Below are 24726 nucleotides of genomic sequence, written 5' to 3' on the forward strand. Positions count from 1 at the left end.
ATACTAGTGTAGCATTTTTATCAAAGGAGGCGAATGAAAATGGCTAAATATACAATCGTTGATATGGATACATGTATCGCATGTGGTGCATGTGGTGCAGCAGCTCCAGATATTTATGATTACGACGACGAAGGTATTGCTTTCGTAATCCTTGATGATAACCAAGGTACTGCAGAAGTGCCAGAAGAGTTGTACGAAGATATGGAAGACGCATTAGAAGGTTGTCCAACAGACTCAATTAAAATTGAAGACGAACCATTTGATGGTGACGCGCTTAAATTTGAATAATAGATATGCTCGGATTCTTAATTTTGTTTAAGGATTCGAGCTTTTTTAGTTAATTAAAAATTTTATCTATTATCTTACTGATGATGTAATCAATATATGTATATAAAGAATGCTCTCTAAACTAAGAAACGTTGATTTAACTTAGCATAGAGAGCATGCGTTTTATTTAAAAATATTTTTAAGACGTCTATATAGTAAAACAAAGATAACTGAAATGACGATACCTTTGATAATATTAAATGGAATCACTCCAGAAACAATCACAATTTTGACGTTTTTCACAACGTCACCTAAATTGAAGATCATTCCATATAAAGGAAGTAACACGAAATAATTGAGGATACTTAATACAATTGTCATCACAATGGTACCAACAATTAATCCATTTATTAATGATCGTGAGGTACGTTTTCTCACATAAACATAGTAAGCAGATAACAAGAAACTTACACCTGCTAAGAAATTCGCTACTGGACCTACTGGGTCACTCATGTTAAATAGAAAATTTAAGATGTTTTTAATGAGAGCCACGATCACACCTGCGAGCGGTCCTAAAATGAATGTAGCAAGTAATGTTGGAACATCACTAAAATCTAATGTTAAATACGGTGGTAAGAAAGGTATTGGAAACTTAATGAAAGTTAACACAAACGCAACCGCACTTAACATACTAATGGTAATTAGACGTTTATTTTGTTGCATATTCAATTTTCTCCTTCCATTCATCTTGCACAGAAAAGGAGGAAATTTGCACAACAAAAAACCTCCATCTTCTCCCATCCAGACTATACTGTCGGCTTCAGATTTTCACTGAATCAAGAAGTGAAGTAAAATATATGTTTCTGACTTCACTTCGTCGCAGGCTTAAATTACTGCCGGTTGGGAATTACACCCTACCCCGAAGATGAATATTTATAATGATTTTATTTAAAATTTATATTACACGATAAAATCCATAAACTCAACGACTCTGCTTAGTTATTTTCAATGTGTGGTTGAGGTAATTTAATAATAAATGTCGTGCCTTTACCTAGCTCACTTTCAACTTCAATTTTGCCCCCATGTTCTTCGATAATCATTTTACAAATAAAGAGTCCTAAACCTGTACCTTGTTTACCGCGTTTACGGGAAGCGTCAACTTTGTAGAAGCGGTCAAAGACTTGTTGTAAATGTTCGGGTGCAATACCCGTTCCAGTGTCACTAATATATAAGATGTTATAACGATTATCTTTGGCAGTAGTTACTGCAATGGTATCACCAGGTTGCGTATATCTAGATGCATTGTCAATCAGATTAGTTAGAACTTGGTCCATGCGGTCCATATCATAATCCCACAACTGATTATCATTGCCTGAATTAAATTCCATTGTGAGATCTAAATCTTCAGCTTGCATTCGGTATTTGGCTTTCATTTTATCTAAAAGGTCATCAATAGGTTGCACTTCTTTCTCTACTGATAAACCTTCTGCATCCATGCGTGCAACGTTGAGTAACTCGTTGACAAGACGATTTAAACGCTTAGATTCATCTAACACGACAGCAAGAGAATCTCGTATTTCGTCTGGTTCAGTTACAACACCATCAACAATGGATTCAGTGTAACCTTGTAACAATGATATGGGTGTACGTAATTCATGAGAGACATTTGCGATAAAGTCTTTCTTCATTTGATCCAAGTTATGTTCATTTGTCATGTCTCGGATAATCACCACGATACCGTTTCTGCCATTAGGTTGAATACGATTAATATAACTTGTGATAAAGACGTAATATCTCGTATTAATTTCTATTTCTTGGAATTCTGTACCTTCAGATTTAAACGTTTGTTCGATTTGTTTTTCGATTAATTCTTTTGAAAAGTCATCAATGTTATGGATGATATCATCAGCCATTTTATTTGATATTATGACATCACGTTGATCATTTATGCCTAGTACCCCTTCAACCATGGAATTGATAAGGCTATCTCTAATATTTTTAGAAGATGATAATGCTTCGATATGTTCTTGAATTTCATAATTCATATTATTAAAAGCTCTTGATAAATCACCTATTTCATCTTTGGTTTTGACTGATGAGATATGGCTATAATCACCTTCTGAAACTTTTTGAGCCTGTGTTTTTAATTGGCGAAGTGGTTTCGTAATTTTATTAGATAGGAAAAATGCGAAAATGGTACTTGCAGCAATAAAGATAATAGCTGTAATTAAGATGATAATTGTAATAGCATTATTCGTATCTTCGATAGATTTTAAGTCTTTATAGATAAATACACCACTATGTTTACCGTGTGCGTCTTTTTGAGCTTTCATCGGATAACCTAGGAGAATATAAGACTGAGTATCACCATGATTTTTTATAGTGACATTTTGAGTTTCAAATTCACCTTTTTGGAAGACCTTTTTAAAATTATCGTTATGCTTAATTTCTTTAAGCATTTGAATTTTAGTATTATTATACGATGATGCTGGCTTATCATTAAAATCTTTCATAATAATAAGTCCACCAGGCCCATCTATTAACTTTTGACAGTTTTGAATGGCAAGAGATTTATTTTTTGATTTCTCTACGAGTGAACTAATTCTTTTGGCATCTTCTTTGATAGAATTTTCAGTTTCTTGCGTGAAATAATATTGGATAAATGTGATTAAGGATACACTTAATAAAATTAAAACTGTCGCCACTATTAAAATAATAGTTAACCACAGTTTTATAACTACACTATTTAGTCGGTTCATCACTGGCTTTAACCTCGAATTTATAACCGACGCCCCAAACAGTTTGTATCATTTGAGCTGCATCGTTAGACACACGATTTAATTTTTCTCTCAAACGCTTAACGTGTGTATCCACTGTTCGCAAGTCGCCATAAAATTCATAATGCCAAACCTCTTTAAGTAATTGTTCACGATCAAACACTTTATTTGGTGTCTTAGCTAAATAAATTAATAATTCATATTCTTTAGGTGTTAAATTCACCTGTTCGTTGTCTGCAAGTACTCTATGTGCGTCATTATCAATAACTAAATGATTAAATTCGATAATGTCTCGTGCATGTGGTTCGCTTTGTTCAGAGTTTGCGGACTGTGTACGTCTTAATAAAGCTTTTACTCTTAATACGACTTCTCGTGGTGAAAATGGTTTAACAATGTAGTCGTCAGCACCAGATTCAAATCCTTCAACGCGATTTGTCTCTTCACCTTTAGCCGTAAGCATAATAATAGGCGTTTCTTTATGTTCTCTTAGTTTAGAAGCAACTTCTATACCATCCATTTCTGGAAGCATTAAATCTAAAAGAATGCACGCATAGTTATTCTCCATCGCAAGCTCATAAGCCTCTTTCCCATTACTTGCTTCATGGATTTCAAAAGATTCTCTTTCTAAATATAATTTAAGTAATCTTCTGATTCTGTCTTCATCATCAACGATTAAAATTTCGTTAGCCATAATACTTTATACCTCCTACACATGCTGTTCAAATTCATTTGTTATTATAGCATAGGTTGAACAGATTAAGTGATTGATAGATAAAACTTTGTGAAAAAAATCTCAAACTTATTGGTAAAAACATATTATTTGTGTTTATTTACCATTTTCCGCTAAATGTCTTAACGTTTTTACTTCGTGTGGGGTTAAGACGCGTCCTTCACCAGCATTTAAACCTTTCAAATCTAAAGGCCCGAATTGAATACGTGTTAATTTATTCACTTGATGACCAAAATGCTCGAACATGCGACGCACTTGTCTATTTCTTCCTTCGCTAATTGTAATTTCAACTAAGGTTGTATTCTTTTCTTTATCTTGCTTTTTGATTTTAACTTGAGCAGGTTGTGTAAATCCATCTTCTAACTGGATACCTTTTTCTAGTTCTTTGACATCTTCTCTCATTAAATAACCTTTGAGTTTAGCGACATATTTCTTTTTGATGTGATAACGAGGATGTGTCATTAAATTTGTAAATTCCCCATCGTTAGTTAAAAGTAAAATTCCAGATGTATCATAATCTAAACGACCTACTGGATAAATACGTGTTTCAATATCATCAAAATAATCTGTTACAACCGTGCGACCACGATCGTCTGAAACGCTCGTGATGACTTGTGTAGGTTTATAAAATAGAATATACATTTTATCTTCTTGTTCTATTTTTATGCCTTCAACTTCTACAGTATCTGAATTAGAGACCTTTGTTCCTAATTCAGTAACGACTTGACCGTTAACACTAACCTTTCCTTCAGTGATGAGTGTTTCAGCTTTGCGTCGTGACGTATACCCGCTATTCGCTATCCTCTTTTGTAATCTCTCTTGTTCTTTACTCATTTGAATCTCCTTTTTGGTTGACTAAATTACTGAAGAATTCGTCCATTTCTTCATCATCCTCTTCAGTAGTTGGTAATGCTTCAAGATTTTCTATTCCAAAAACATTTAAGAATAAATCCGTCGTAATTAAATGATGACTCCTAGAATGATCGACATCTTTAGCTTCTACTAATCCTCTTGCAATGAGCGTCTTGACTGCACCGTCAGAATTAATACCTCTAATCATTTCAATATCGCTACGTGTAAGTGGTTGGTTATAAGCGATAATGGATAGTGTTTCCATTGCAGCTTGGGATAATTTCATTTTAGATTTTTGCTCAATTAATTGTTCAATGTATGAAGAAGCATCTTTTTTTGTTGTTAAAACATACGTCGTACCGAATTTTTGGATAACCAAACCCGAAGATTGATAAGATTGAATTAAATTTTCAAGTTCATTTTTATTTACATCTAATATCTCCATTAATTGTTTTTGGTCTAATCCTTCGTCACCAGAAGTATAAAGTAATGCTTCTAATATTCCTTGGTTATCCAATGTTGTAATTCACTCCTCTAATGATATCGATGTCTTCAAATTGATGTTGTTGATTAATATTAACGATGCCAGATTTAGACATTTCTAAAATGGCTAAAAAGTGTGTGACCACTTGTTCCACAGGTTCATGAAACGTGAACAAACTAAAGAAATTAAATGATTCATGTTCTTTCAAACGATTTGTAACTTGTTCAGTTGCTTGTTGAATCGTAAATGTTTCTTTTTTTATCTCGACCGATTTAGGTGTATTAAGCTCAACTCTATTTTTTACTCTTTGGTATGCAACGATGAGTTCTGTTAAATCAATCGTTTGATTAGGATCCCAAGATTCATCTGTTTCTAAATGAGATAAATCAGTAGGATACTTAGTGTAATAACAATCACGTTCATTTTTCATCTTATTCAATATTTCTGTATATTCCTTATAATTTTGATATTCGATTAAGCGTCCTACTAAATCTTCACGCGGGTCTTCTTCTATGTCATCTTCTACACTTGTTTGAGGCAGTAATAACTTACTTTTAATCATTAAAAGTTCAGACGCCATGACTAAATATTCACTTGCAATATTAATTTCAAGTTGATTCATCGCGTGTACATATTGCATATATTGTTCGGTTAAAGCTTTCATAGGAATATCATAAATATCAATTTCAAATTTTTGAATCAAATGCAATAACAAGTCTAACGGCCCATTAAATGCATCGAGTTTTACTTCATACATCGTATCTACCTCTATCTCATGTTGCATCTTAAGTGCATATTTCACACAAATATTATAGCATGAATACATATAACTTTTAAATTATGGGTGAATGATTATGGAAGATGCGTTAATTCATTTTTATTATCAATTTCATAAGAACCAACATTACTTTCTGTGTCATGATATTTTAGAAGAAGCTTGGAAATCGCATCCCTCTTTTTCTAAAAATGACGCCGTCGTGAGTTTAATCCTCTTTGCGACAGCTTGTTATCATTATCGACGCGGTAATCATAAAGGTGCTTTGAAATCTTATGAAAAATCTCTTTCTGTCATTAGCAATGCTGCAGATTCAGAACAATTACATCTCGACATCCACGATTATAAAAATTTAATTCGACATCAAATAACATCTTTAAGGGAAAATCAACCATTTGTCCCAGTCAAGTTGCCTTTAGAGACATCCTTTAATCAATATATCAAAAAGGTATATCCTAATTATATTTTTACATCATTTGTCATATCAGAGCCGTATATTGTTCACCATCATTTGAAAAGAGACCGTTCTGAAGTTATTCAAGCTCGGGAAGAAGCGAAACAACTTCGTCATAAAAAATTGCAACAACCTTATCATACATTAAAAGACCAATAAACGTTTGATGATGTGATGTTATCAATACGTTTATTGGTCTTTTAAATTAAGACTATGCTCTTGGATGGAATTGATTATACATTTTTCTAATTTGTGATTTAGAGACGTGAGTGTACAATTGTGTGGTCGAAATATCGGAATGACCTAACATTTCTTGTACAGCTCTTAAATCTGCGCCATTTTCAAGTAAATGCGTAGCAAACGAATGTCGTAATGTATGTGGTGTTAATGTTTTATTAATATTGGCTTTGATACCGTTTTGTTTAATCATTTTCCAAATACCCTGACGAGATAGTGGTTTACCGTGCATATTGAGAAATAACACATGTGTTACTGTTTGTTTCAATAATTGAGGGCGAACCGTTTCGATATAAGTTGTTAAATATTCAATTACAGCATCACCTAAAGGAACAATACGTTCTTTATTTCCTTTACCGAAGACTCTAACGAACCCCGTCATTAGATTAACGTCTTCTACTTCCAATTGAATAATTTCAGATACTCGCATCCCTGTCGCATATAAAAGTTCTAACATCGTACGATCACGGTAGCCATTATTCTTAGTTAAATCAGGTGTTTCTAGTAAATCTAAAACTTCTTGTACTTCTAGCACATCAGGAAGTTTCTTCTCATATTTAGGTGTCTCAATAAGAACTGTAGGATCTTTCGCTGCATATTTTTCTCTTAATGCAAATTGGTGAAAGCTTCTTATTGTTGAGATAAAACGTGCTAATGATTTCGACGATTGACCTAAATCGATTAAATGACCTAAACATTCTTGAATCACTTGGCGATCTACGAAATCAATATGTGTAATCTTTCGTTCCTCGAGATACGTTTTATATTTGTTTAAATCTCTACGGTACGCACCAATCGTATTACTGCTCAAACCCTTTTCGATTTGGATGAAATTTAAATATTCTTCGATAATTGTATTCATGTCAGCACCTCTATTGAAGCGGTGGCTTCTTTCAAACTTAATTAAATACGCATTGCTTATTATGAAAATGAAAGGTCTTAGCCTTTACCTTTCGCTTGGCAATCTGAACAAACACCATGGAAAGTGAGTCGGTGATCTAAAATTTTAAAATTAAACTCATTCTCCACACGATTCTCAACTTCAGGCAAAAGGTCTTCATCGATTTCGTCTACTTTCCCACATTCCATGCAAACTAAATGATGATGGAAGTGTTTAGCCCCTTCTTTACGTAAATCGAAGCGTGCCACGCCGTCACCGAAATTGATTTTATCTACAACTTTAAGTTCTGCTAAGAGTTCTAAAGTTCTATATACAGTAGCTAAACCAATTTCAGGTGCTTTATCTTTTACTTTTAAATAGACATCTTCAGCACTAAGATGATCTTTCTCGTTTTCAATTAATACTCTAACTGTCGCCTCTCGTTGTGGAGTTAATTTATAAGATGATTGCTGTAATTGTTGCTTCACGCGATTTAAACGTTCTTCCACGGAAGCCTCACTCCTCTACTAAGAATTATAATCATTTTAATTTAATCTATGATTCACTAAATAAAATATCAATATTCTCAATAAAAAGCAAGAGATTACGATACTTATTTAGAATGATTATAATTTAATAATAGATGCTGTAAAGCGATAATTGTTTTAGCATCCTCAAGTTCCTTGTTTTCTAGCATTGTTTTCACATTCTCAATAGACACTTTATGTAGTTCTACAAATTCATCTTCGTCTAAATTCATTTCTCCTTCAGTGAGTTGATCTGTGAAATAGATTGATAATTTTTCGCTTGAAAATCCTGGAGAACCATACATATCTGTAACGAATTCAAGATCAGATGCAATGTAGCCCGTTTCTTCTTGTAGTTCGCGTTTTGCTGCTTCTTCTCGTTCTTCGCCTTTTTCAAGTTTGCCAGCTGGTATTTCGAGTAAAGGCTTTTCTGCAGGCTTTCTAAATTGTTTGACTAGGAGCACTTCATTTTCAGGTGTAACTGCGCATACAGCAACTGCACCGTTGTGATACACTAATTCACGTTTAGAGGTACTGCCATCGGGTAATTCAACATCATGTACTTCTAAATCGATAATCTTCCCATTATATATTACGGTTCTATCAATCGTTTTTTCATTTAATCTCATATTTAAACACGTCCCTTTTATTTATATTTATTAATTGGTAAACTGAATGCGTCAGTTAAAGTGTATCGAAAGGAGAATGGACTTGCAAAAAAATATTTTGAAAAGTGGCATCGAAATTTCTGAACTAGGATTAGGTTGTATGAGTCTAGGTACAGATTATAAAAAAGCACAACCTATCATTGAAAGCGCAATTGAAAATGGAATCACGTATTTTGATACAGCGGATATGTATGATCAAGGTATCAATGAAGAAATTGTAGGAAAAGCATTAAAGAAATATCAAAATCGTGATGACATCGTTATCGGTACGAAAGTCGGCAATCGACTAACTGACGATGGAAACATAACATGGGATCCTTCTAAGAAACATATTAAAGAAGGTGTTAAAGGTTCACTTCAACGATTAGGTTTAGATCATATCGATTTATACCAATTACATGGTGGTACTATTGATGATCCATTAGATGAAACAATTAGTGCATTTGATGAATTAAAACAAGAAGGTATCATTCGTGCGTATGGAATTTCTTCTATCCGACCTAATGTCATAGATTACTATTTAAAGCATAGTCAAATCGAAACATTAATGTCACAATTTAATTTAATTGATAATCGACCAGAAAATCTTTTAGATGCTGTTCATGAGAAACAAGTTAAAGTGCTTGCACGTGGACCTGTATTTAAAGGTTTATTGACATCTAATAGTGTGAATGCATTAGACCAGAAATTCCAAGATGGTATTTTTGATTATACGCATGATGAGTTAGGTGAAGTCATTGCATCTGTTAAAGAAATTGAAAGTAATTTAAGTGCCCTTTCTTTCAAATATTTAACTTCTCACGATGCACTTGGTTCAATTATTGTGGGCGCAAGCAGTGTTGAACAATTAGAAGAAAATGTGCGTAATTTTAATAAAGATGTGAGCTTAGACCAAATCAAATCAGCACGCGACCGCGTGAAAAATATAGAATATACGCAACATTTAAAATAGATAAATTAATAAGCGAAGATGTTCCGTTATGAACGCACTGAGTAGAATTAAAAATATTACTTTTGTGTGCACATGACATAAGAACGTCTTCGCTTTTTGTATATTTTAAGAACGGTGATTGTGCGCCTATTCTTTGGTTTTGAAGAATTTAGGCAATAACCTTTCAAGTGTTCGAGGTGCAAGTTGATAGAATTTCAATAATTGATGCATCCATGCAGGTTGGTTAATTTCCGCTTTGTTCTTTAATATGCCTTCCACTATACGTGTAGCCAGTTGTTCTGAATCAATCATGATATACTTATATTTGTTAAAAAATGAAAGTGTCGGATCTGCCTTTTCATGGAAAGGTGTATCAATTGGACCAGGATTGACACTCATGATATGAAATTGCGGCTCTTCAATGCGTAAAGCATTTAACACGGCATTGAATGCTGCTTTAGATGCGCCGTAATGTGCCGCATTCGCTTGTGTTACAAACGCAGCTTGACTGGATATTCCGATAATATGTGCATGTTGAATAAATTGAGGTCGTAAAACTTTGTATAACAAATTAAAACCAATCAGATTGACATCATACGTTTCAATCATTTCCTCTGCAGAATAGTTATCGATGGATTTGAAGTAGCCTAATCCAGAACTGTAGATGAGCCCGTCAACAAGCGTTTTGATTTTACCTTCTAATTGCGAAATGTCTTCCCTATGTTGTAAATTGCATTGAATGACTTCTACATTCTTCTGATCATTTTGAAAATCAATTTGATTAAACTTTTCTATATTTCTAGCTAGAACAGTTACATGTGCGCCCCTTTTTAGAAGTTGTTTAACTATGTCTAATCCTAACCCACTCGTACCACCTGTAACTATGTAATGTTTACCAATCATTTTCATCGTCCTTTTTAAATGTTTAATTCATGTTTATTGCGCTAATTTTTATTAGAAAAATCAAGTAATATCAGGGCTTGAACGTGAGATATTACTTGATTAAGATATGTGTTAATATGTACTTATAATCTTAAGGCAAGATAAAACAATAATCAAAAATGACGAAGGTGATGTGGTTAAAATGAAACTTGTATTTTATGGTGCAGGTAATATGGCACAAGCTATTTTTACTGGAATTATTAATTCAAGTAATTTAGGTGCTGACGATATTTATTTAACGAATAAATCAAATGAACAAGCTTTAAAAGATTTTGCGGAACGATTAGGTGTGAATTATAGCTATGATGATGCAGAATTGTTAAAAGATGCGGATTATGTATTTTTAGGAACAAAACCTCACGATTTCGAAGCTTTAGCGGAAAGAATTAGAGATGACATTACAGAAGACAATCGCTTTATTTCAATTATGGCAGGACTTTCTATTGATTATATTAGAGAACAGTTGAATACTAATAATCCTTTAGCACGTATTATGCCGAACACGAATGCACAAGTTGGTCATTCTGTTACAGGTATTAGTTTCTCTAACAACTTTGGTCCTAAATCAAAAGACGAAGTGAATGAATTGGTTAACGCATTTGGTTCTGTGATTGAAGTTTCTGAAGACCATTTACATCAAGTAACAGCGATTACAGGAAGCGGACCAGCATTCTTATATCACGTTTTTGAACAATATGTTAAAGCGGGTACTGAATTAGGTTTAGAAAGAGATCAAGTTGAAGAATCGATACGTAATTTAATTATCGGTACAAGTAAGATGATTGAACGTTCTGATTTAAGCATGGAACAATTGAGAAAGAATATCACGTCTAAAGGTGGTACGACACAAGCAGGATTAGATGCCCTATCTCAATATGATATTGTATCTATGTTTGAAGATTGTTTAGGAGCAGCCGTAAATCGAAGCGTTGAATTATCTAAAAAAGAATCAGAATAAATTAGAAAAACGCTTTTCTCTCTATTATAAAGGTTTGATGAGAAAAGCGTTTGTTTTATATTTTATAAGTATCAAAATCTTTAACAAAATAAAAATTTGGTACATCTGATTGATTATTTAATGCTTCATAAATAGATTCAACTTCTTCAATGTTATAACGATTACTAATGTGTGTGATTAAACTTTTTCTTACATTCGCATTCTTGATTAAGTCGAATACATCATCTATATGACTGTGGTGATAGTTGTTGGCGAGTGTCTTTTCACCTTCAATGTAAGTTGATTCATGAATCATGACATCAGCATCTTTAGCTAAAATATATTCATTGTCGCAAGGTTTCGTATCACCGAATATTGCTACGACAGGACCTGGTTTGGCTGCACCTTTGAAATCTGATGATTGATACATTAAACCGTTATGTTCGAAAGTATCTTGAACCTTAACTTCTTGATATTTAGGTCCAGGATCTAATCCTATCGCTTTTAATGCTTCCACATCAATGGTACCTGGTGTTGTGGGTGCTTCAATACGATAACCGTATGACGTGATACCATGATTAAGCAATTCGGCTTTAACCGTAAACCCTTCATGATGATATGTAAATTGTTGATTTATTTCGATGTACGTAATTGGATAATTGAGATGTGATTCGGATAATTTTAAAGAAGTTTCTATGTAATTTTGAATTCCTTTAGGTCCGATTAAAGTTAGCGGTTTATTCTCCCCACCTTGGAAAGAACGACTTGTTAATAATCCAGGAAGACCAAATATATGATCGCCATGCATATGAGTGATAAAGATATGGTCTACCTTTCCTAACTTAATAGAATGATGTAAGATTTGGTGTTGCGTTCCTTCGCCCACATCAAATAACCATACTGAATTTGAATATGGTTCTAAGTTTAAAGCGATGGATTGTGTATTTCTCTCTTTAGTCGGTAGCCCTGCACTCGTACCGAAAAATGTAACTTCCATGCATGATCCTCCTCTTCTTCATATATTCTATCACATGTTGCGATCATTTTTTAACTGTCATTTATTTGTTGGATCATCTCTATTCATACGTTTTATTTAATTATTAGTTCCTTATGCTTGCTATTTCGGAGATTTAATTTGTATTGTTAAGGTATGAGGGAGTGAGACAGAAATATAATTTATCAAAATTATTTTCGTTGTCTCTCTCCCAACTTGCATTGTTTGTAAAATTTCTTTTTAAGAAATTCTCTATGTTGGGGCCCCGCCGGCAAGGATGGCTAGGATTGAAAGAAGCTTGATATAAGCGCACTTTCAATTCAGACATCTACTGCCAATACGTTAAAGAAGGTTGAGACAATTGATTATGTCCCAACCTCTATCTTTGATTATTGATTTCTCGTTTCATGATGTGAAGTAATTTGTGTGTTCATTTTCAAAAAAATAAATTGTGCTTAATTTCAAGCAAATTTGATGACCACAAGTGACGGTTATCATATAATATAATAATCTAGTAAGATGATATATTTATTAAAAATAAAAGCATAAATACTATCGTAAAATCGGTGAGTAAATCATCATTCATCATATATCTATTTAAGAATTGAGGTTTTAATCTTGAGTACTAAAAGTAAACACATCCCTTGTTTAATAACAATATTCGGTGCCACTGGTGACCTTAGTCACAGAAAGTTATTCCCTTCTATATTTCATTTATTTCAACAAGACAATTTAGATGAGCACATTGCGATTATCGGTATAGGTCGTCGCGATTATTCAAATGATGAGTTCCGCAATCAAGTTAAATCATCAATTCAAAAGCACGTCGAAGATACGAATAGAATTGATGAATTTATGAATCATGTGTTTTACCACAAAACAGATGTCAGTGATGAGGAAAGCTATGATTCATTATTAAAATTTAGCAATCAATTAGATTCTGAATTTGGATTACAAGGCAATCGCCTGTTCTATTTAGCGATGGCACCACAATTCTTTGGTGTTATTTCTGATTTCTTAAAGTCGTCAGGTCTAACGAATACGACTGGTTTCAAACGTTTAGTCATTGAAAAGCCTTTCGGTAGTGATTTGAAATCTGCAGAATCACTTAATAATCAAATTAGACGTTCATTTAAAGAGGAAGAAATTTATCGTATCGATCATTATTTAGGTAAAGATATGGTACAAAACATTGAAGTTCTTCGCTTTGCGAATGCGATGTTTGAACCGTTATGGAATAATAAATACATTTCAAATATCCAAGTCACATCTTCAGAAGTGCTAGGTGTTGAAGACCGCGGAGGATATTATGAATCTAGTGGTGCATTAAAAGATATGGTACAAAATCATATGTTACAAATGGTTGCTTTATTAGCAATGGAAGCCCCTATTAGTTTAAATAGTGAAGATATCCGAGCAGAAAAAGTTAAAGTTCTTAAATCATTACGTCAATTAAAACCTGAAGAAGTAAGAAAGAATTTTGTGCGCGGTCAATATGATAAAGGAATCATTGAAGGTAAAGAAGTCAAACCATATCGTGAAGAAGATCGTGTAGCTGAAGATTCTAATACACCAACATTTGTATCAGGTAAGCTTACGATCGATAACTTTAGATGGGCTGGCGTTCCTTTTTATATTAGAACGGGAAAACGTATGAAATCAAAAACCATTCAAGTCGTTGTTGAGTTTAAAGAAGTACCAATGAATTTATACTATGAAACAGATAAATTATTAGATTCTAACCTACTAGTTATTAATATTCAGCCTAACGAGGGTGTGTCATTACATTTAAATGCGAAGAAGAATATTCAAGGTATTGATACTGAACCTGTGCAACTTTCCTATGCGATGAGTGCACAAGATAAAATGAACACAGTAGATGCATATGAGAATTTACTCTTTGATTGCCTTAAAGGTGATGCGACAAACTTTACGCATTGGGAAGAATTAAAATCTACATGGAAATTTGTAGATGCTATTCAAGACGAATGGACAATGGTCGAACCTTGCTTCCCTAACTACGAATCAGGTACGAACGGTCCATTAGAAAGTGATTTATTATTAAGTCGTGATGGTAATCACTGGTGGGACGATATTCATTAAAGTGTATTGAATATAAGTATTTCAGTGGCGTAATCATTTTTTAATGATAATGATTATGTCATATTAACAATATTGTGAATGATGATAGGTCTATTTAGAATGGTTGGTTGATAACTACTTTGCCACTTCAACTTTATAGACCTTTGTCGTTCACTTTTTTATTTTTAAAAATACTATAGCTTTAAGGTGTATCTTAGTTAAAAATAATGTACAATAATGATTATGATTGAAAGTAATTGGAGTGAAAGTTTTGGACGTTATCAAGCAAATACAACAGGCAATCGTATATATTGAAGATCGTCTATTAGAGCCGTTTAATTTGCAAGAACTTAGTGATTACGTTGGTCTTTCGCCGTATCATTTGGATCAATCTTTCAAAATGATTGTCGGTCAATCACCAGAGGAATACGCACGTGCTCGGAGAATGACGATAGCTGCTACAGATGTGATACATGGCGCAAGTCGTTTAATGGATGTAGCTAAAAAATATCGCTATGCGAATTCAAATGACTTTGCGAATGATTTTAGTGATTTTCATGGGATTTCACCTATCCAAGCTTCAACAAAAAAAGATGAGCTTAAATTTCAAGAGAGATTATATATTAAATTATCAACGACAGAGAGAGCACCATATACATATAGACTTCAAGAAACTGAGGATATTTCTCTAGTTGGGTATTCAAGGTTTATTCCTACAAAGCATTTATCAAACCCTTTCAATGTACCGGATTTCTTAGAGGATTTACTCGTTGAAGGTCATATTAAAGAACTTAGACGATACAACGATGTAAGTCCATATGAATTATTTGTTGTTAGTTGTCCTCTTGATGAAGGATTGGAGATATTTGTAGGCGTACCAAGTGAACGTTATCCAGCACATTTAGAGAGTAGATTACTACCAGGCAGACATTATGCAACATTTAATTTACAAGGTGAAATTGATTACGCTACGAATGAAGCGTGGTATTATATTGAATCAAGTTTGCAACTCACGCTACCGTATGAACGGAACAGTTTGTATGTTGAGGTGTATCCACTTGATATTTCATTTAATGACCCGTTCACTAAGATTCAATTGTGGTTGCCTATTAAACAAGAAGTTTATGATTTAGAAGAACTAGACTAAATTTGAAAATGACAAAAGTTAGAGAGTGGAGCAACGAATATAATTTCGTTGCTCCACTCCTTTTTTATGTTGAGGAATATGGTATGGGGTGTTTCCCATGAGTGAATGTGTTGATACTTGTGGAAGCGATTTGTTGTTGTACGGGAATCTGCGTATGATTTCGCCCATACTTATGCTTACTGATATTTTATAATTCTGCCACAAAGGCCTCGTATGGTTGTATTTGATTAAAGTCGATAGTGTGATTGATATAGTTGTATAACTTCACTTGGTTGTCATTTTCCAAATGATAAGGAACGTTAAGTTGACTGACTTGATCGGTTAAATTACCAACGACAAGTATAGTTCGATCATTTAACGTGCGTGTATATGCGAAAATGTTAGGATTCTCTTCATCGACTAAATCAAACTGGCCATATGTATAAATGTCATCAGATTTCTTCAATTGGATTAAAGCTTTATAGAAATTAAGTACAGAATGTGGATCTTTACTCTCTTGTTCGACATTAATTGTTTTATAATTTGGATTCACAGGGAACCAAGGTGTACCCTTTGTAAAACCGCCATTCATTGAATCGTTCCATTGCATAGGCGTTCTAGAATTATCTCGATTTTCCATTTTATACTTATCTAAGAGTTGATTCACATCTCCCCCCTGTTCTTTAACAATTTGATATTCATTTTTAACTGCAACATCATTGAATGTTTCGATACTTTCGAATGGATAATTTGTCATACCAATTTCTTGGCCTTGATAGATAAACGGTGTTCCTTGTTGTGAAAAATATGTGACAGCATGACTCGTTGCAGATTCATACCAAAATTGTTGGTCATCTCCCCACGTAGACACACGTCGAGGCTGGTCATGATTCTCAATAAATAAGGCATTCCAACCCTTGCCTTCTAAACGTTTCTGCCAACGATTTAAAACGTCTTTATACGACTTCACATCAAATTGTGTGTCGCCAGTACTCCACAATCCTAAATGCTTAAATTGAAAAATCATATTAAATTTACCTTTATGTTCTCCTACCCATTCTTCAGCATTATCAGGATTTACACCATTCGCTTCACCTACTGTCATAATATCGTATTGACTTAGAGATTTGTCATTCATTTCTTGTAGCCAGTCTTGAATACCTGGTTGATTCATATCTACATCAAAGGCTGGTGCATACGTTTTACCTTCTGGGACAGGCAAGTCACCTGCTTCAAATGTTTTCTTAATATGAGTGATTGCATCGACACGGAAACCGTCAATACCTTTTTCAAACCACCAGTTCATCATTTCAAAGACTGCATTACGCACATCAGGGTTATTCCAATTTAAATCTGGTTGCTTTTTACTAAATAAGTGGAAGTAATATTGACCTGTATGGCTATCGTATTCCCAAGTTGATCCATTGAAAATGCTTTCCCAATTATTAGGTTCTGTGCCATCATCCTTTGGGTCTTCCCAAATGTACCAATCTCGTTTAGGACTATCTTTACTTGATTTAGATTCGATAAACCAAGGATGTTCATCGGAAGTATGATTTACAACTAAATCTAAAATTAATTTCATACCACGTTCATGTGTCTTCGATAATAGCTCATCGAAATCTTCCATTGTTCCGAATTCATCCATAATCGCTTTATAATCACTTATATCATAACCATTATCATCGTTAGGCGATTTGTACATCGGGCTTAACCATATAACATCTATACCTAAATCTTTAAGATAATCTAATTTCTCAATCACACCTGGTAAGTCCCCAATACCATCATCATTACTATCATTAAAACTTCTCGGATAAACTTGATATGCGACTGCTTCTTTCCGCCATTGTTTATTCACTTGTATCACTCCTTCATGTTATTTGTAGATTTGCGTTCAATAATTGTAGTTGGAATCCATACGTTATCTTTAGATACTTCACGTTGATTTAATAATTGTATAATTTTCTCTCCTGATTTGTTTCCAAGTTCAACAGGATGAATATTCACAGTTGTTTGCGGAGGACTTCCCATTTCAGTTAGTAGAGAATCATTGAATGTTGCAGTACATACATCAGTAGGTATTTGAATATTTAAGTTATATAACACACTTAACACTGTATGGTGAATGACGCCATCAGACGATATGATTGCTGTTGGTCTAACTGAAAGTTCTTTCTTCATAAAGTATGTTTGCAATAGATTTTGAATACTTTCTCTATTATTTTCTGTTTCTAAAATTTCGTGAGTTATACCTCTTTGACGCGCTTCATCGCGGAAACCAGTAGACCTGTCATCTGTCACAGCATATTGACCTGATTCATTGATGAAAATAATGTGACGATGGCCTTTATGATATAGATAACTACATAAATCATGACCTGCTTTTTCATTATCATTATCAATATGTATGATAAATTGGTCTTTTTCATCTAATGGTTTACCAATAACCACAAACGGAACGTCTTCATCGATTAATAATTGTTTAACTACATTATTACTTTTAGAAAAAAGTAAAATAAATCCATCTACAGCATGCGTATGTATCATCCCTTGTACTTCTTGAAAAAGACTTTCTTCTGAAGTCGATATCGTACTTTTGATAGCGTATCCTTCTTCGTTACATCGTTGTGTGATTCCATGTAATACATCACTATAAAAAGGATTTTGTCGAATATCTTTAGAAGCGCTTTTTAAAATAATACCAATTGTTTTTGTCTTTTTAGTAATGAGTGAGCGTGCTGTTAAATTTGGGATGTAACCTAAATCAGTCATGATTGCTTTAACGTGTGCAGTAGTTTTGTCGCTAATGCTTGGGTGATTCTGAATGACTCTGGAAACCGTTGATGGAGATACTTGTGCAACCTGTGCGACATCTTTAATTGTTACCGTGAGAAATCACCTCTTTTTCCAAAATAGAAAGCGTTTACATTTATTATAATAATTCCTTTCAGAGATAAGTGCAAACGTTTGCGTTAAATCGCTAAAAAAATAGCCTCACTCAACATTAAATGAGCAAGGCTAGTTATTGAATCACATATATTAATTATTCTTCAACCCATTGAGTATGGAATACACCTTCACGATCTTTACGTTCGTAAGTGTGAGCTCCGAAGTAGTCACGTTGTGCTTGAATTAAGTTTGCAGGTAAGTCTTCTGAACGATAACTATCATAGTAATTAATGCTTGCTGAGAAACCAGGTGTTGGAACACCGTTTTTCACACCTGTTGCAACAACATCACGTAAAGCATCTTGATATTCAGTCACAATGTTTTTGAAGTAAGGGTCTAATAATAAGTTTTGTAACTCTGAGTTGTTATCATAAGCGTCTTTAATTTTTTGTAAGAATTGAGCGCGGATGATACAACCTTCTCTCCAAATCATTGCTAATTCACCAAGTTTAAGGTTCCATTCATGATCTTCACTCGCTTTACGCATTTGAGCAAAACCTTGCGCGTAAGAACAAATTTTACTCATATATAAAGCTTTGCGGATTTTTTCTAAAAATTCTTCTTTATTACCATCAAATGAAGCTTTAGGTCCATTTAAAGATTTTGACGCATTTACTCGTTCTTCTTTAATTGAAGAAATGAAACGTGCAAATACTGATTCAGTAATAATTGTTAATGGAATACCTAATTCTAGTGCATTAATTGAAGTCCATTTTCCAGTACCTTTTTGACCAGCAGTATCAAGAATTTTCTCCACTAGTGCTTCGTTATCTTCGTCTAACTTAGTAAAGATATCGCCAGTGATTTCGATAAGATAACTTTCTAGCTCGCCAGCATTCCATTCTTTAAATGTTTTAGAAATTTCTTCATGTGACATGCCTAATAAGTCTTTCATCATTGCATAACTTTCTGCAATTAATTGCATATCAGCATATTCAATACCATTGTGTACCATTTTAACGTAGTGACCTGCACCGTTTGGTCCAATGTATGTGACACATGATGCGCCATCCTTAGCTTTAGCTGCAATAGCGTCTAGGATATCACTTACTTTATGGTAAGCATCTTCTTGTCCACCAGGCATTAATGAAGGTCCAGTTAATGCACCTACTTCACCACCGGATACTCCCATTCCGATGAAATTCACGCCACTTTCAGCTAAAGCTTTATTGCGTCGAATTGTATCTTGATAATTAGTGTTACCACCATCGATTAAAATATCATCATCGTCCAATAAAGGTAATAAGCCATCAATTGTTGCATCGGTAGCAGGACCAGCTTTAACCATTAATAAGATTTTACGGGGCTTTTCTAAAGAATTAACAAATTCTTCTAAAGAGTATGTTGGATGGATTTGTTTACCTTGTGATTCTTCAACCATCTCATCTGTTTTTTGTCTTGAACGGTTATAAACTGAAACACTATATCCACGTGATTCGATGTTCCAAGCAAGGTTTTTACCCATTACAGCTAAACCTACTACTCCTATTTGTTGTGTCATATTACTTACCTCTCTTGTTCAAAATTTTCAATAATATTGTAACATAAAACGTCTCTTAACAATTACTAAAAGACCGTATTACTCAGTAACAAGTTCAATGATTTTTAAGATTTGACTAGCTAGCATATATAAATCATTCGTTGAAATTCTTTCAGATGTTGTGTGGATGTTTTCATAACCTACACCTAATATGACGGATGGAATACCATATCTATTCATAATATTACCATCAGAGCCACCGCCAGCAATGCAAGTGTCCCCTTTAAGACCTAAAGCAACGGCACTTGCTCTAGCAAATTTTGTTACGTCCTCATCATCTTCAACTTTAAATCCTGGATAGCTCGTTTCGATTTCAACATGTGCTTCTCCACCGAATTCTTTCGCTGTCGTTTCAAAGGTTTCTTTCATATGTTGGACTTGTGTATGAATACTTTCATCATTATGAGAACGTGCTTCAGCTTCAAGAATGACTTCGTCCGCAACGATATTTGTAGCCGAACCACCGTGGAATTTCCCAATATTAGCTGTAGTTAATTCATCGATTTGACCTAATTTCATTCTGCTAATAGCCTTAGCTGCAATATTAATCGCACTAACACCTTTGGTTGGCGTACTCGCATGCGCAGTTTTACCTTTAATGGTTGTGTAAATCTTCATTTGAGTAGGAGCGCCAACTACAGTTGTTCCTACATCCTTACTTGCATCGACTGCATAACCAAAGTCGGCATCTAATAATTGAGTATCTAACGCTTTAGCTCCAACTAATCCTGACTCTTCACCTACAGTGATGACAAATTGAATTTGACCATGAGGTAAATCTCGTTCTTTAATTTGTTCAATCGTTTCAATTAAAGCAGCTAATCCACCTTTATCATCAGCGCCTAGTACCGTTGTTCCATCAGAATAAATGTATCCGTCATCTTTAACTTGAGGCTTGATATTTATTCCTGGCACGACTGTATCCATATGACTCGTAAAATAAAGTTTCGGAACTTTCTTATCTGAAATGTTACTTGGTAATGTACATATTAAATTATTAGCGCCTAAACCTTCTATACTTGAAGCATGATCCTCTTCAACTTGTAAGCCTAAACTTTCAAATTTATCTTTTAAGATAGGTTGAATCGTTTGTTCATTGCCTGTTTCTGAATCAATTTTCACTAATTCTAGAAATGTGTTAAGTATACGTTCTTTGTTAATCATGAATGCAAAATCCCCTTTCGTATATAAACTTATTTTAACTGACTTTAAAGTTTATCAAAAATAAATTGATTGCTTTTTAGAAATAAATCATTTATGGTTACTTTATAATAGCGTATTTTGAATCGCGTTTGATGTTTAGAAGCGATTTGACCATATGTGGAGGAATTTAGAATTGAATAACAAAGTTTTACGTATCATTATTGTTGTCATGCTCGTTGCAGTCGTTTTAGCCTTATTATTGACAAGTTTAGCACCAATAATGAATTAATGAGAAAACCGTTACATTAGACTCAATGATAAAGTTTAATGTAACGGTTTAATTTATATTTCACTATGCAGTTTTAAAGAACCAAATTGAGATTTAATATTCAAATACTCTTCCAGTTCATTCAAGATTTGAATAATATTAGCACGTGAATTTAATGCTTCGTGTGTAGTTGGTAGTGGTAATTCGTCGAGGGATAGTCGAATCTCATAAAGCGAATGGAGTCGCAAAGCTGTATAATCGTTACTATTAACGTTGCTACCAATCTCTGTCATTAATTGAGATATTTTACCAAGTATAGGATCATCAGTCGATATGCTTTCGATAAGATGGGTCATTCTTTTTAATAACTCAACTTGCTCTTCTCTCATATCAAAATAGTGATAATAAGAGTTTTCATTTCTAACAAAGTGATTTTTAACATCCCTAAAAGCTAATGATTTCGCCTTTTTAATATTAAATAATAAAGCTTCAAATTTTATATCTAATTGATCTTTACGTATAGAACAAGCGTTACTAAATATCGTAAATACATCTGTGATTTGATGTTCGATATCGTTTTTATATCGTTTTAATTTTTTATCTAAACTAGGCATCATAAGGTTCATAATGAACGCAATACCTAATCCTACTGTTAATAACAATATTTCATTAATAATGAGGTGGCCATTAATTGCTTTAGCATTAAATACGTGTAGTAAGATAACACAACTCGTTATCACACCTTCTTGCGCGTTAAGCACAACTGTTAAAGGTATAAATAACAGTACAATGAGTCCTAATACTAATGCATGTTGACCTAATAAACTAAATATAGCAGCGCCTAAAAACAAAATTAATAAACATGAGACTAAACGTGAAATAATAGCTTGAACAGAATGCATTTTAGTATGTTTGATACATAGCACAACTAAAATTGCACTTGAAGCATAGTTGTCTAATCCTAGTAGTTTACAAATGATGACGCCGAGCGTCATACCCACAGCGGTTTTAAGAGTTCTAAATCCAATCTTATAAGGATTTAACTTTAACATGGGTTACTTGCCTCTTATCTTTCTTCACAATATTTATCGAATAAGCCTTGCAGTTGATTGATAACATCCATAACATCATGACCTTCGATTTGGTGACGTTCAATCATTTCTGTGATTTTACCGTCTTTAACTAAAGCGAAAGAAGGGCTTGATGGTGCATAACCTTCGAAATAATCTCTTGCTTGTTGTGTCGCTTCTTTATCTTGACCAGCGAAAACTGTTACTAAGCGGTCCGGTAATTTATCATAGTGTAAAGCATGTGTCGCAGATGGACGTGCAATACCACCAGCACAACCACAAACTGAGTTAACCATGACTAATGATGTGCCATCTTGTTTTAATACATTATCTACTTCATCAGCAGTTGTTAATTGTTCGTAACCAGCATTTTCAATTTCGTTACGTGCTTGTTCTACAACCCCGTTCATATATAAATCAAAATTTAAATCCATATTAGGTCACCTTTCATTCCATTGTTAATTTTAACTTCTTTTATTCTACTAATTAAAAGTGCATTGTTCAACAAGCTTGATTGATGAATTTCTTTAGTGTGTACGAAACTGATATTAAATCAATGTAATGTCATCACATGCTTAATGATTAAAAGTTGAACGAAGTATGTATATAAACATAAAAAGTTCTAAGAGGCTTAGACATAACGAGTTCGATTTTACCTAAATCCTAAACGTTTTTGTCTTATTCTCTTAGAACTATTATTTTGGGAGAAACTTCCTAATTTGAGATTAAATACTTATTAAATATTTATCATTATAGGCAATTACTTAATAAATATTAGTGTTTTCAATTGAGTATTGTTCAATACGTTTTTTAATATGGTTCATAAATTGGCCAGTTTGTAGTCCATCTAGGATTCGATGATCTATTGAAATACACAAGTTAACCATATTTCGAATTGCAATCATATCATCGATGACAACTGGTTTTTTAACCACAGACTCAACTTGTAATATCGCAGCTTGAGGATGGTTAATAATACCCATAGAAGATACAGAACCAAACGAACCTGTGTTATTGACAGTAAATGTACCGCCTTCCATATCTTTTTGCGTAAGCTGTCCATGACGTGCTTTGTTAGCTAAATCGTTGATTTCACGTGCAATGCCTTTGATAGATTTTTCATCAGCGTGTTTGATGACTGGAACATATAACTTGTCTTTATCTGCAACCGCGATGGATATATTAATATCTTTATGAATAACGATTTCTTCGCCTTGCCATGTACTATTGAGTAAAGGATTTGCTTTCAATGCATCTGCAACTGCTTTAACGAAGAAAGCGAAGAATGTTAAATTATAGCCTTCATTTTGCTTGAATGCATTTTTGTGATGGTTTCTTGTTTTAACTAAATTTGTAGCATCTGCTTCAATCATCATCCAACCGTGTGGTATCTCAGTCACACTTGTCACCATATTTTGAGCGATAGCTTTACGTACGCCTTTAACTGGAATTGTACTACCTTGATTATATGTTGGGCTTTGATTGTTTTGACTTCGTGATTGATGCGTTGTTTCGTTTGAAAATTGAGTACTGCTATTTTTCTCTTCGTTGTTAGTTTCAGTTTCGTTTGAGCGGCTAACTGTTTCAGGATGTTCAATGGCATGTTGAATATCTTTTTTAGTTACACGTCCTTCGAACCCAGTACCTTGTACTTGAGTTAAATCGATATTGTGTTCAGATGCTAACTTAAATACAACGGGTGAGAAACGACCATTATTTTTCGGTTTCACAGAAGATTCTTCTTTTTGATCTTTATTATCACTTGATTGCTTTCTTTGTGTCGCCTCGTTACGTGCACCATCATTTTCAGGTTGAGATTCATCGGCTTGACTTAGTTCATATTCGTCTTTTTCTTCACCGGTATCAATTTTACAAATGACAGCATCAACATTCACCGTTTCGCCTTCATTTACAATGAGTTCAGTTACAACACCTGATACTGTAGAAGGAACTTCGGCAGTCACTTTGTCAGTAATGACTTCGCATAGTGGCTCGTACTCGCCTACTTCATCTCCAACAGAAACCAACCATTGTTCGATAGTACCTTCATGTACACTTTCACCTAATTTAGGCATTTTAATTTCCAATTG

At 33.8% G+C, this 24726-nt stretch carries 25 protein-coding genes and 1 riboswitch; of the genes, 7 read left to right on the forward strand and 18 right to left on the reverse strand.

Annotation, left to right across the window (positions count from 1 at the left end; genetic code table 11):
- Window positions 1–39: 39 nt before the first annotated feature.
- On the forward strand, window positions 40–288 hold the full coding sequence (locus CD155_RS05790; RefSeq protein ID WP_002433578.1) for a ferredoxin: 249 nt from the start codon (window positions 40–42) through the stop codon (window positions 286–288).
- A gap of 162 nt (window positions 289–450) precedes the next feature.
- Here the strand turns inward: CD155_RS05790 and CD155_RS05795 are convergent, their stop codons facing one another.
- The 6 genes from CD155_RS05795 to CD155_RS05820 all read right to left on the reverse strand — a co-directional run bounded on the left by CD155_RS05795 (window position 451) and on the right by CD155_RS05820 (window position 5867).
- Window positions 451–990, reverse strand: a complete 540-nt coding sequence (locus tag CD155_RS05795; protein ID WP_103212782.1) for an ECF transporter S component — start codon at window positions 988–990, stop codon at window positions 451–453.
- Between the two features lie 62 nt (window positions 991–1052).
- A riboswitch (FMN riboswitch) is annotated at window positions 1053–1198 on the reverse strand.
- Between the two features lie 64 nt (window positions 1199–1262).
- Window positions 1263–3026, reverse strand: coding sequence for an ATP-binding protein (locus CD155_RS05800; protein WP_103212783.1), 1764 nt, complete (start codon window positions 3024–3026; stop codon window positions 1263–1265).
- Window positions 3010–3735: a response regulator transcription factor gene (locus CD155_RS05805; protein WP_002442993.1), complete on the reverse strand. Its 726-nt coding sequence runs from the start codon at window positions 3733–3735 to the stop codon at window positions 3010–3012. The genes CD155_RS05800 and CD155_RS05805 overlap by 17 nt, the downstream gene beginning before the upstream one ends.
- A gap of 135 nt (window positions 3736–3870) precedes the next feature.
- Window positions 3871–4608 (reverse strand): pseudouridine synthase, encoded by a 738-nt coding sequence (locus CD155_RS05810; RefSeq protein ID WP_103212784.1) that lies wholly within the window; start codon window positions 4606–4608, stop codon window positions 3871–3873.
- Window positions 4601–5143 (reverse strand): SMC-Scp complex subunit ScpB, encoded by a 543-nt coding sequence (gene scpB / locus CD155_RS05815; protein ID WP_103212785.1) that lies wholly within the window; start codon window positions 5141–5143, stop codon window positions 4601–4603. Before scpB ends, CD155_RS05810 begins: the two co-directional genes overlap by 8 nt.
- Window positions 5136–5867: a segregation and condensation protein A gene (locus CD155_RS05820; protein WP_172605825.1), complete on the reverse strand. Its 732-nt coding sequence runs from the start codon at window positions 5865–5867 to the stop codon at window positions 5136–5138. Before CD155_RS05820 ends, scpB begins: the two co-directional genes overlap by 8 nt.
- Window positions 5868–5964: 97 nt before the next feature.
- Here CD155_RS05820 and CD155_RS05825 point away from each other — a divergent pair, with 97 nt between their 5' ends.
- Entirely contained in the window at window positions 5965–6498 is a 534-nt protein-coding gene (locus tag CD155_RS05825) for a DUF309 domain-containing protein (RefSeq protein ID WP_103212787.1), read from the forward strand.
- A 52-nt stretch (window positions 6499–6550) separates the two neighbouring features.
- Here CD155_RS05825 and xerD read toward each other — a convergent pair whose 3' ends face one another.
- The 3 genes from xerD to CD155_RS05840 all read right to left on the reverse strand — a co-directional run bounded on the left by xerD (window position 6551) and on the right by CD155_RS05840 (window position 8612).
- Window positions 6551–7438 (reverse strand): site-specific tyrosine recombinase XerD, encoded by an 888-nt coding sequence (xerD, locus tag CD155_RS05830; protein ID WP_103212788.1) that lies wholly within the window; start codon window positions 7436–7438, stop codon window positions 6551–6553.
- Window positions 7439–7515: 77 nt separating this feature from the next.
- Entirely contained in the window at window positions 7516–7965 is a 450-nt protein-coding gene (gene fur, locus CD155_RS05835; RefSeq protein ID WP_002433885.1) for a ferric iron uptake transcriptional regulator, read from the reverse strand.
- 104 nt (window positions 7966–8069) lie between these two features.
- The gene (locus CD155_RS05840) at window positions 8070–8612 is read right to left on the reverse strand and encodes an NUDIX domain-containing protein (RefSeq protein WP_070831208.1); all 543 of its coding nucleotides are present in this window, start codon (window positions 8610–8612) and stop codon (window positions 8070–8072) included.
- Between the two features lie 82 nt (window positions 8613–8694).
- On the opposite strand from CD155_RS05840, the gene CD155_RS05845 reads away from it, so the two are divergent.
- Window positions 8695–9603, forward strand: coding sequence for an aldo/keto reductase (locus tag CD155_RS05845; protein WP_070831205.1), 909 nt, complete (start codon window positions 8695–8697; stop codon window positions 9601–9603).
- A 126-nt stretch (window positions 9604–9729) separates the two neighbouring features.
- On the opposite strand, the gene CD155_RS05850 is transcribed toward CD155_RS05845, so the two are convergent.
- Window positions 9730–10485: an SDR family NAD(P)-dependent oxidoreductase gene (locus CD155_RS05850; RefSeq protein ID WP_103212789.1), complete on the reverse strand. Its 756-nt coding sequence runs from the start codon at window positions 10483–10485 to the stop codon at window positions 9730–9732.
- Between the two features lie 181 nt (window positions 10486–10666).
- On the opposite strand from CD155_RS05850, the gene proC reads away from it, so the two are divergent.
- A complete protein-coding gene (proC, locus tag CD155_RS05855; RefSeq protein WP_070831199.1) occupies window positions 10667–11482 on the forward strand; it encodes a pyrroline-5-carboxylate reductase in 816 nt (271 codons plus the stop codon).
- Window positions 11483–11537: 55 nt separating this feature from the next.
- On the opposite strand, the gene rnz is transcribed toward proC, so the two are convergent.
- The gene (rnz, locus tag CD155_RS05860; protein ID WP_070831195.1) at window positions 11538–12458 is read right to left on the reverse strand and encodes a ribonuclease Z; all 921 of its coding nucleotides are present in this window, start codon (window positions 12456–12458) and stop codon (window positions 11538–11540) included.
- A 615-nt stretch (window positions 12459–13073) separates the two neighbouring features.
- Between rnz and zwf the strand changes: the two genes are divergently transcribed.
- Together zwf and CD155_RS05870 are read left to right on the forward strand one after the other, a co-directional pair.
- Complete coding sequence (zwf, locus tag CD155_RS05865) at window positions 13074–14558, forward strand: glucose-6-phosphate dehydrogenase (RefSeq protein WP_002443014.1); 1485 nt, start codon at window positions 13074–13076, stop codon at window positions 14556–14558.
- 250 nt (window positions 14559–14808) lie between these two features.
- Window positions 14809–15684, forward strand: coding sequence for an AraC family transcriptional regulator (locus tag CD155_RS05870; RefSeq protein WP_172605824.1), 876 nt, complete (start codon window positions 14809–14811; stop codon window positions 15682–15684).
- 187 nt (window positions 15685–15871) lie between these two features.
- Here the strand turns inward: CD155_RS05870 and CD155_RS05875 are convergent, their stop codons facing one another.
- The 4 genes from CD155_RS05875 to CD155_RS05890 form a co-directional block, all read right to left on the reverse strand.
- Window positions 15872–17524 (reverse strand): glycoside hydrolase family 13 protein, encoded by a 1653-nt coding sequence (locus CD155_RS05875; RefSeq protein WP_103212790.1) that lies wholly within the window; start codon window positions 17522–17524, stop codon window positions 15872–15874.
- Between the two features lie 5 nt (window positions 17525–17529).
- The gene (locus CD155_RS05880) at window positions 17530–18546 is read right to left on the reverse strand and encodes a LacI family DNA-binding transcriptional regulator (protein WP_256605092.1); all 1017 of its coding nucleotides are present in this window, start codon (window positions 18544–18546) and stop codon (window positions 17530–17532) included.
- Between the two features lie 163 nt (window positions 18547–18709).
- The gene (gene gnd / locus CD155_RS05885) at window positions 18710–20116 is read right to left on the reverse strand and encodes an NADP-dependent phosphogluconate dehydrogenase (protein ID WP_070872155.1); all 1407 of its coding nucleotides are present in this window, start codon (window positions 20114–20116) and stop codon (window positions 18710–18712) included.
- 78 nt (window positions 20117–20194) lie between these two features.
- The gene (locus tag CD155_RS05890) at window positions 20195–21319 is read right to left on the reverse strand and encodes a M20/M25/M40 family metallo-hydrolase (RefSeq protein WP_103212792.1); all 1125 of its coding nucleotides are present in this window, start codon (window positions 21317–21319) and stop codon (window positions 20195–20197) included.
- A 172-nt stretch (window positions 21320–21491) separates the two neighbouring features.
- Between CD155_RS05890 and prli42 the strand changes: the two genes are divergently transcribed.
- On the forward strand, window positions 21492–21587 hold the full coding sequence (gene prli42 / locus CD155_RS12950) for a stressosome-associated protein Prli42 (RefSeq protein WP_152333550.1): 96 nt from the start codon (window positions 21492–21494) through the stop codon (window positions 21585–21587).
- A 53-nt stretch (window positions 21588–21640) separates the two neighbouring features.
- On the opposite strand, the gene CD155_RS05895 is transcribed toward prli42, so the two are convergent.
- The 3 genes from CD155_RS05895 to CD155_RS05905 form a co-directional block, all read right to left on the reverse strand.
- Window positions 21641–22618, reverse strand: a complete 978-nt coding sequence (locus CD155_RS05895; RefSeq protein WP_070872151.1) for an aromatic acid exporter family protein — start codon at window positions 22616–22618, stop codon at window positions 21641–21643.
- A 14-nt stretch (window positions 22619–22632) separates the two neighbouring features.
- A complete protein-coding gene (gene brxB / locus CD155_RS05900; RefSeq protein ID WP_103212793.1) occupies window positions 22633–23070 on the reverse strand; it encodes a bacilliredoxin BrxB in 438 nt (145 codons plus the stop codon).
- Between the two features lie 330 nt (window positions 23071–23400).
- Window positions 23401–24723, reverse strand: coding sequence for a dihydrolipoamide acetyltransferase family protein (locus CD155_RS05905; protein ID WP_103212794.1), 1323 nt, complete (start codon window positions 24721–24723; stop codon window positions 23401–23403).
- Window positions 24724–24726 lie beyond the last annotated feature (3 nt).

Source organism: Staphylococcus caprae, assembly GCF_002902725.1.
Lineage (GTDB): Bacteria > Bacillota > Bacilli > Staphylococcales > Staphylococcaceae > Staphylococcus > Staphylococcus caprae.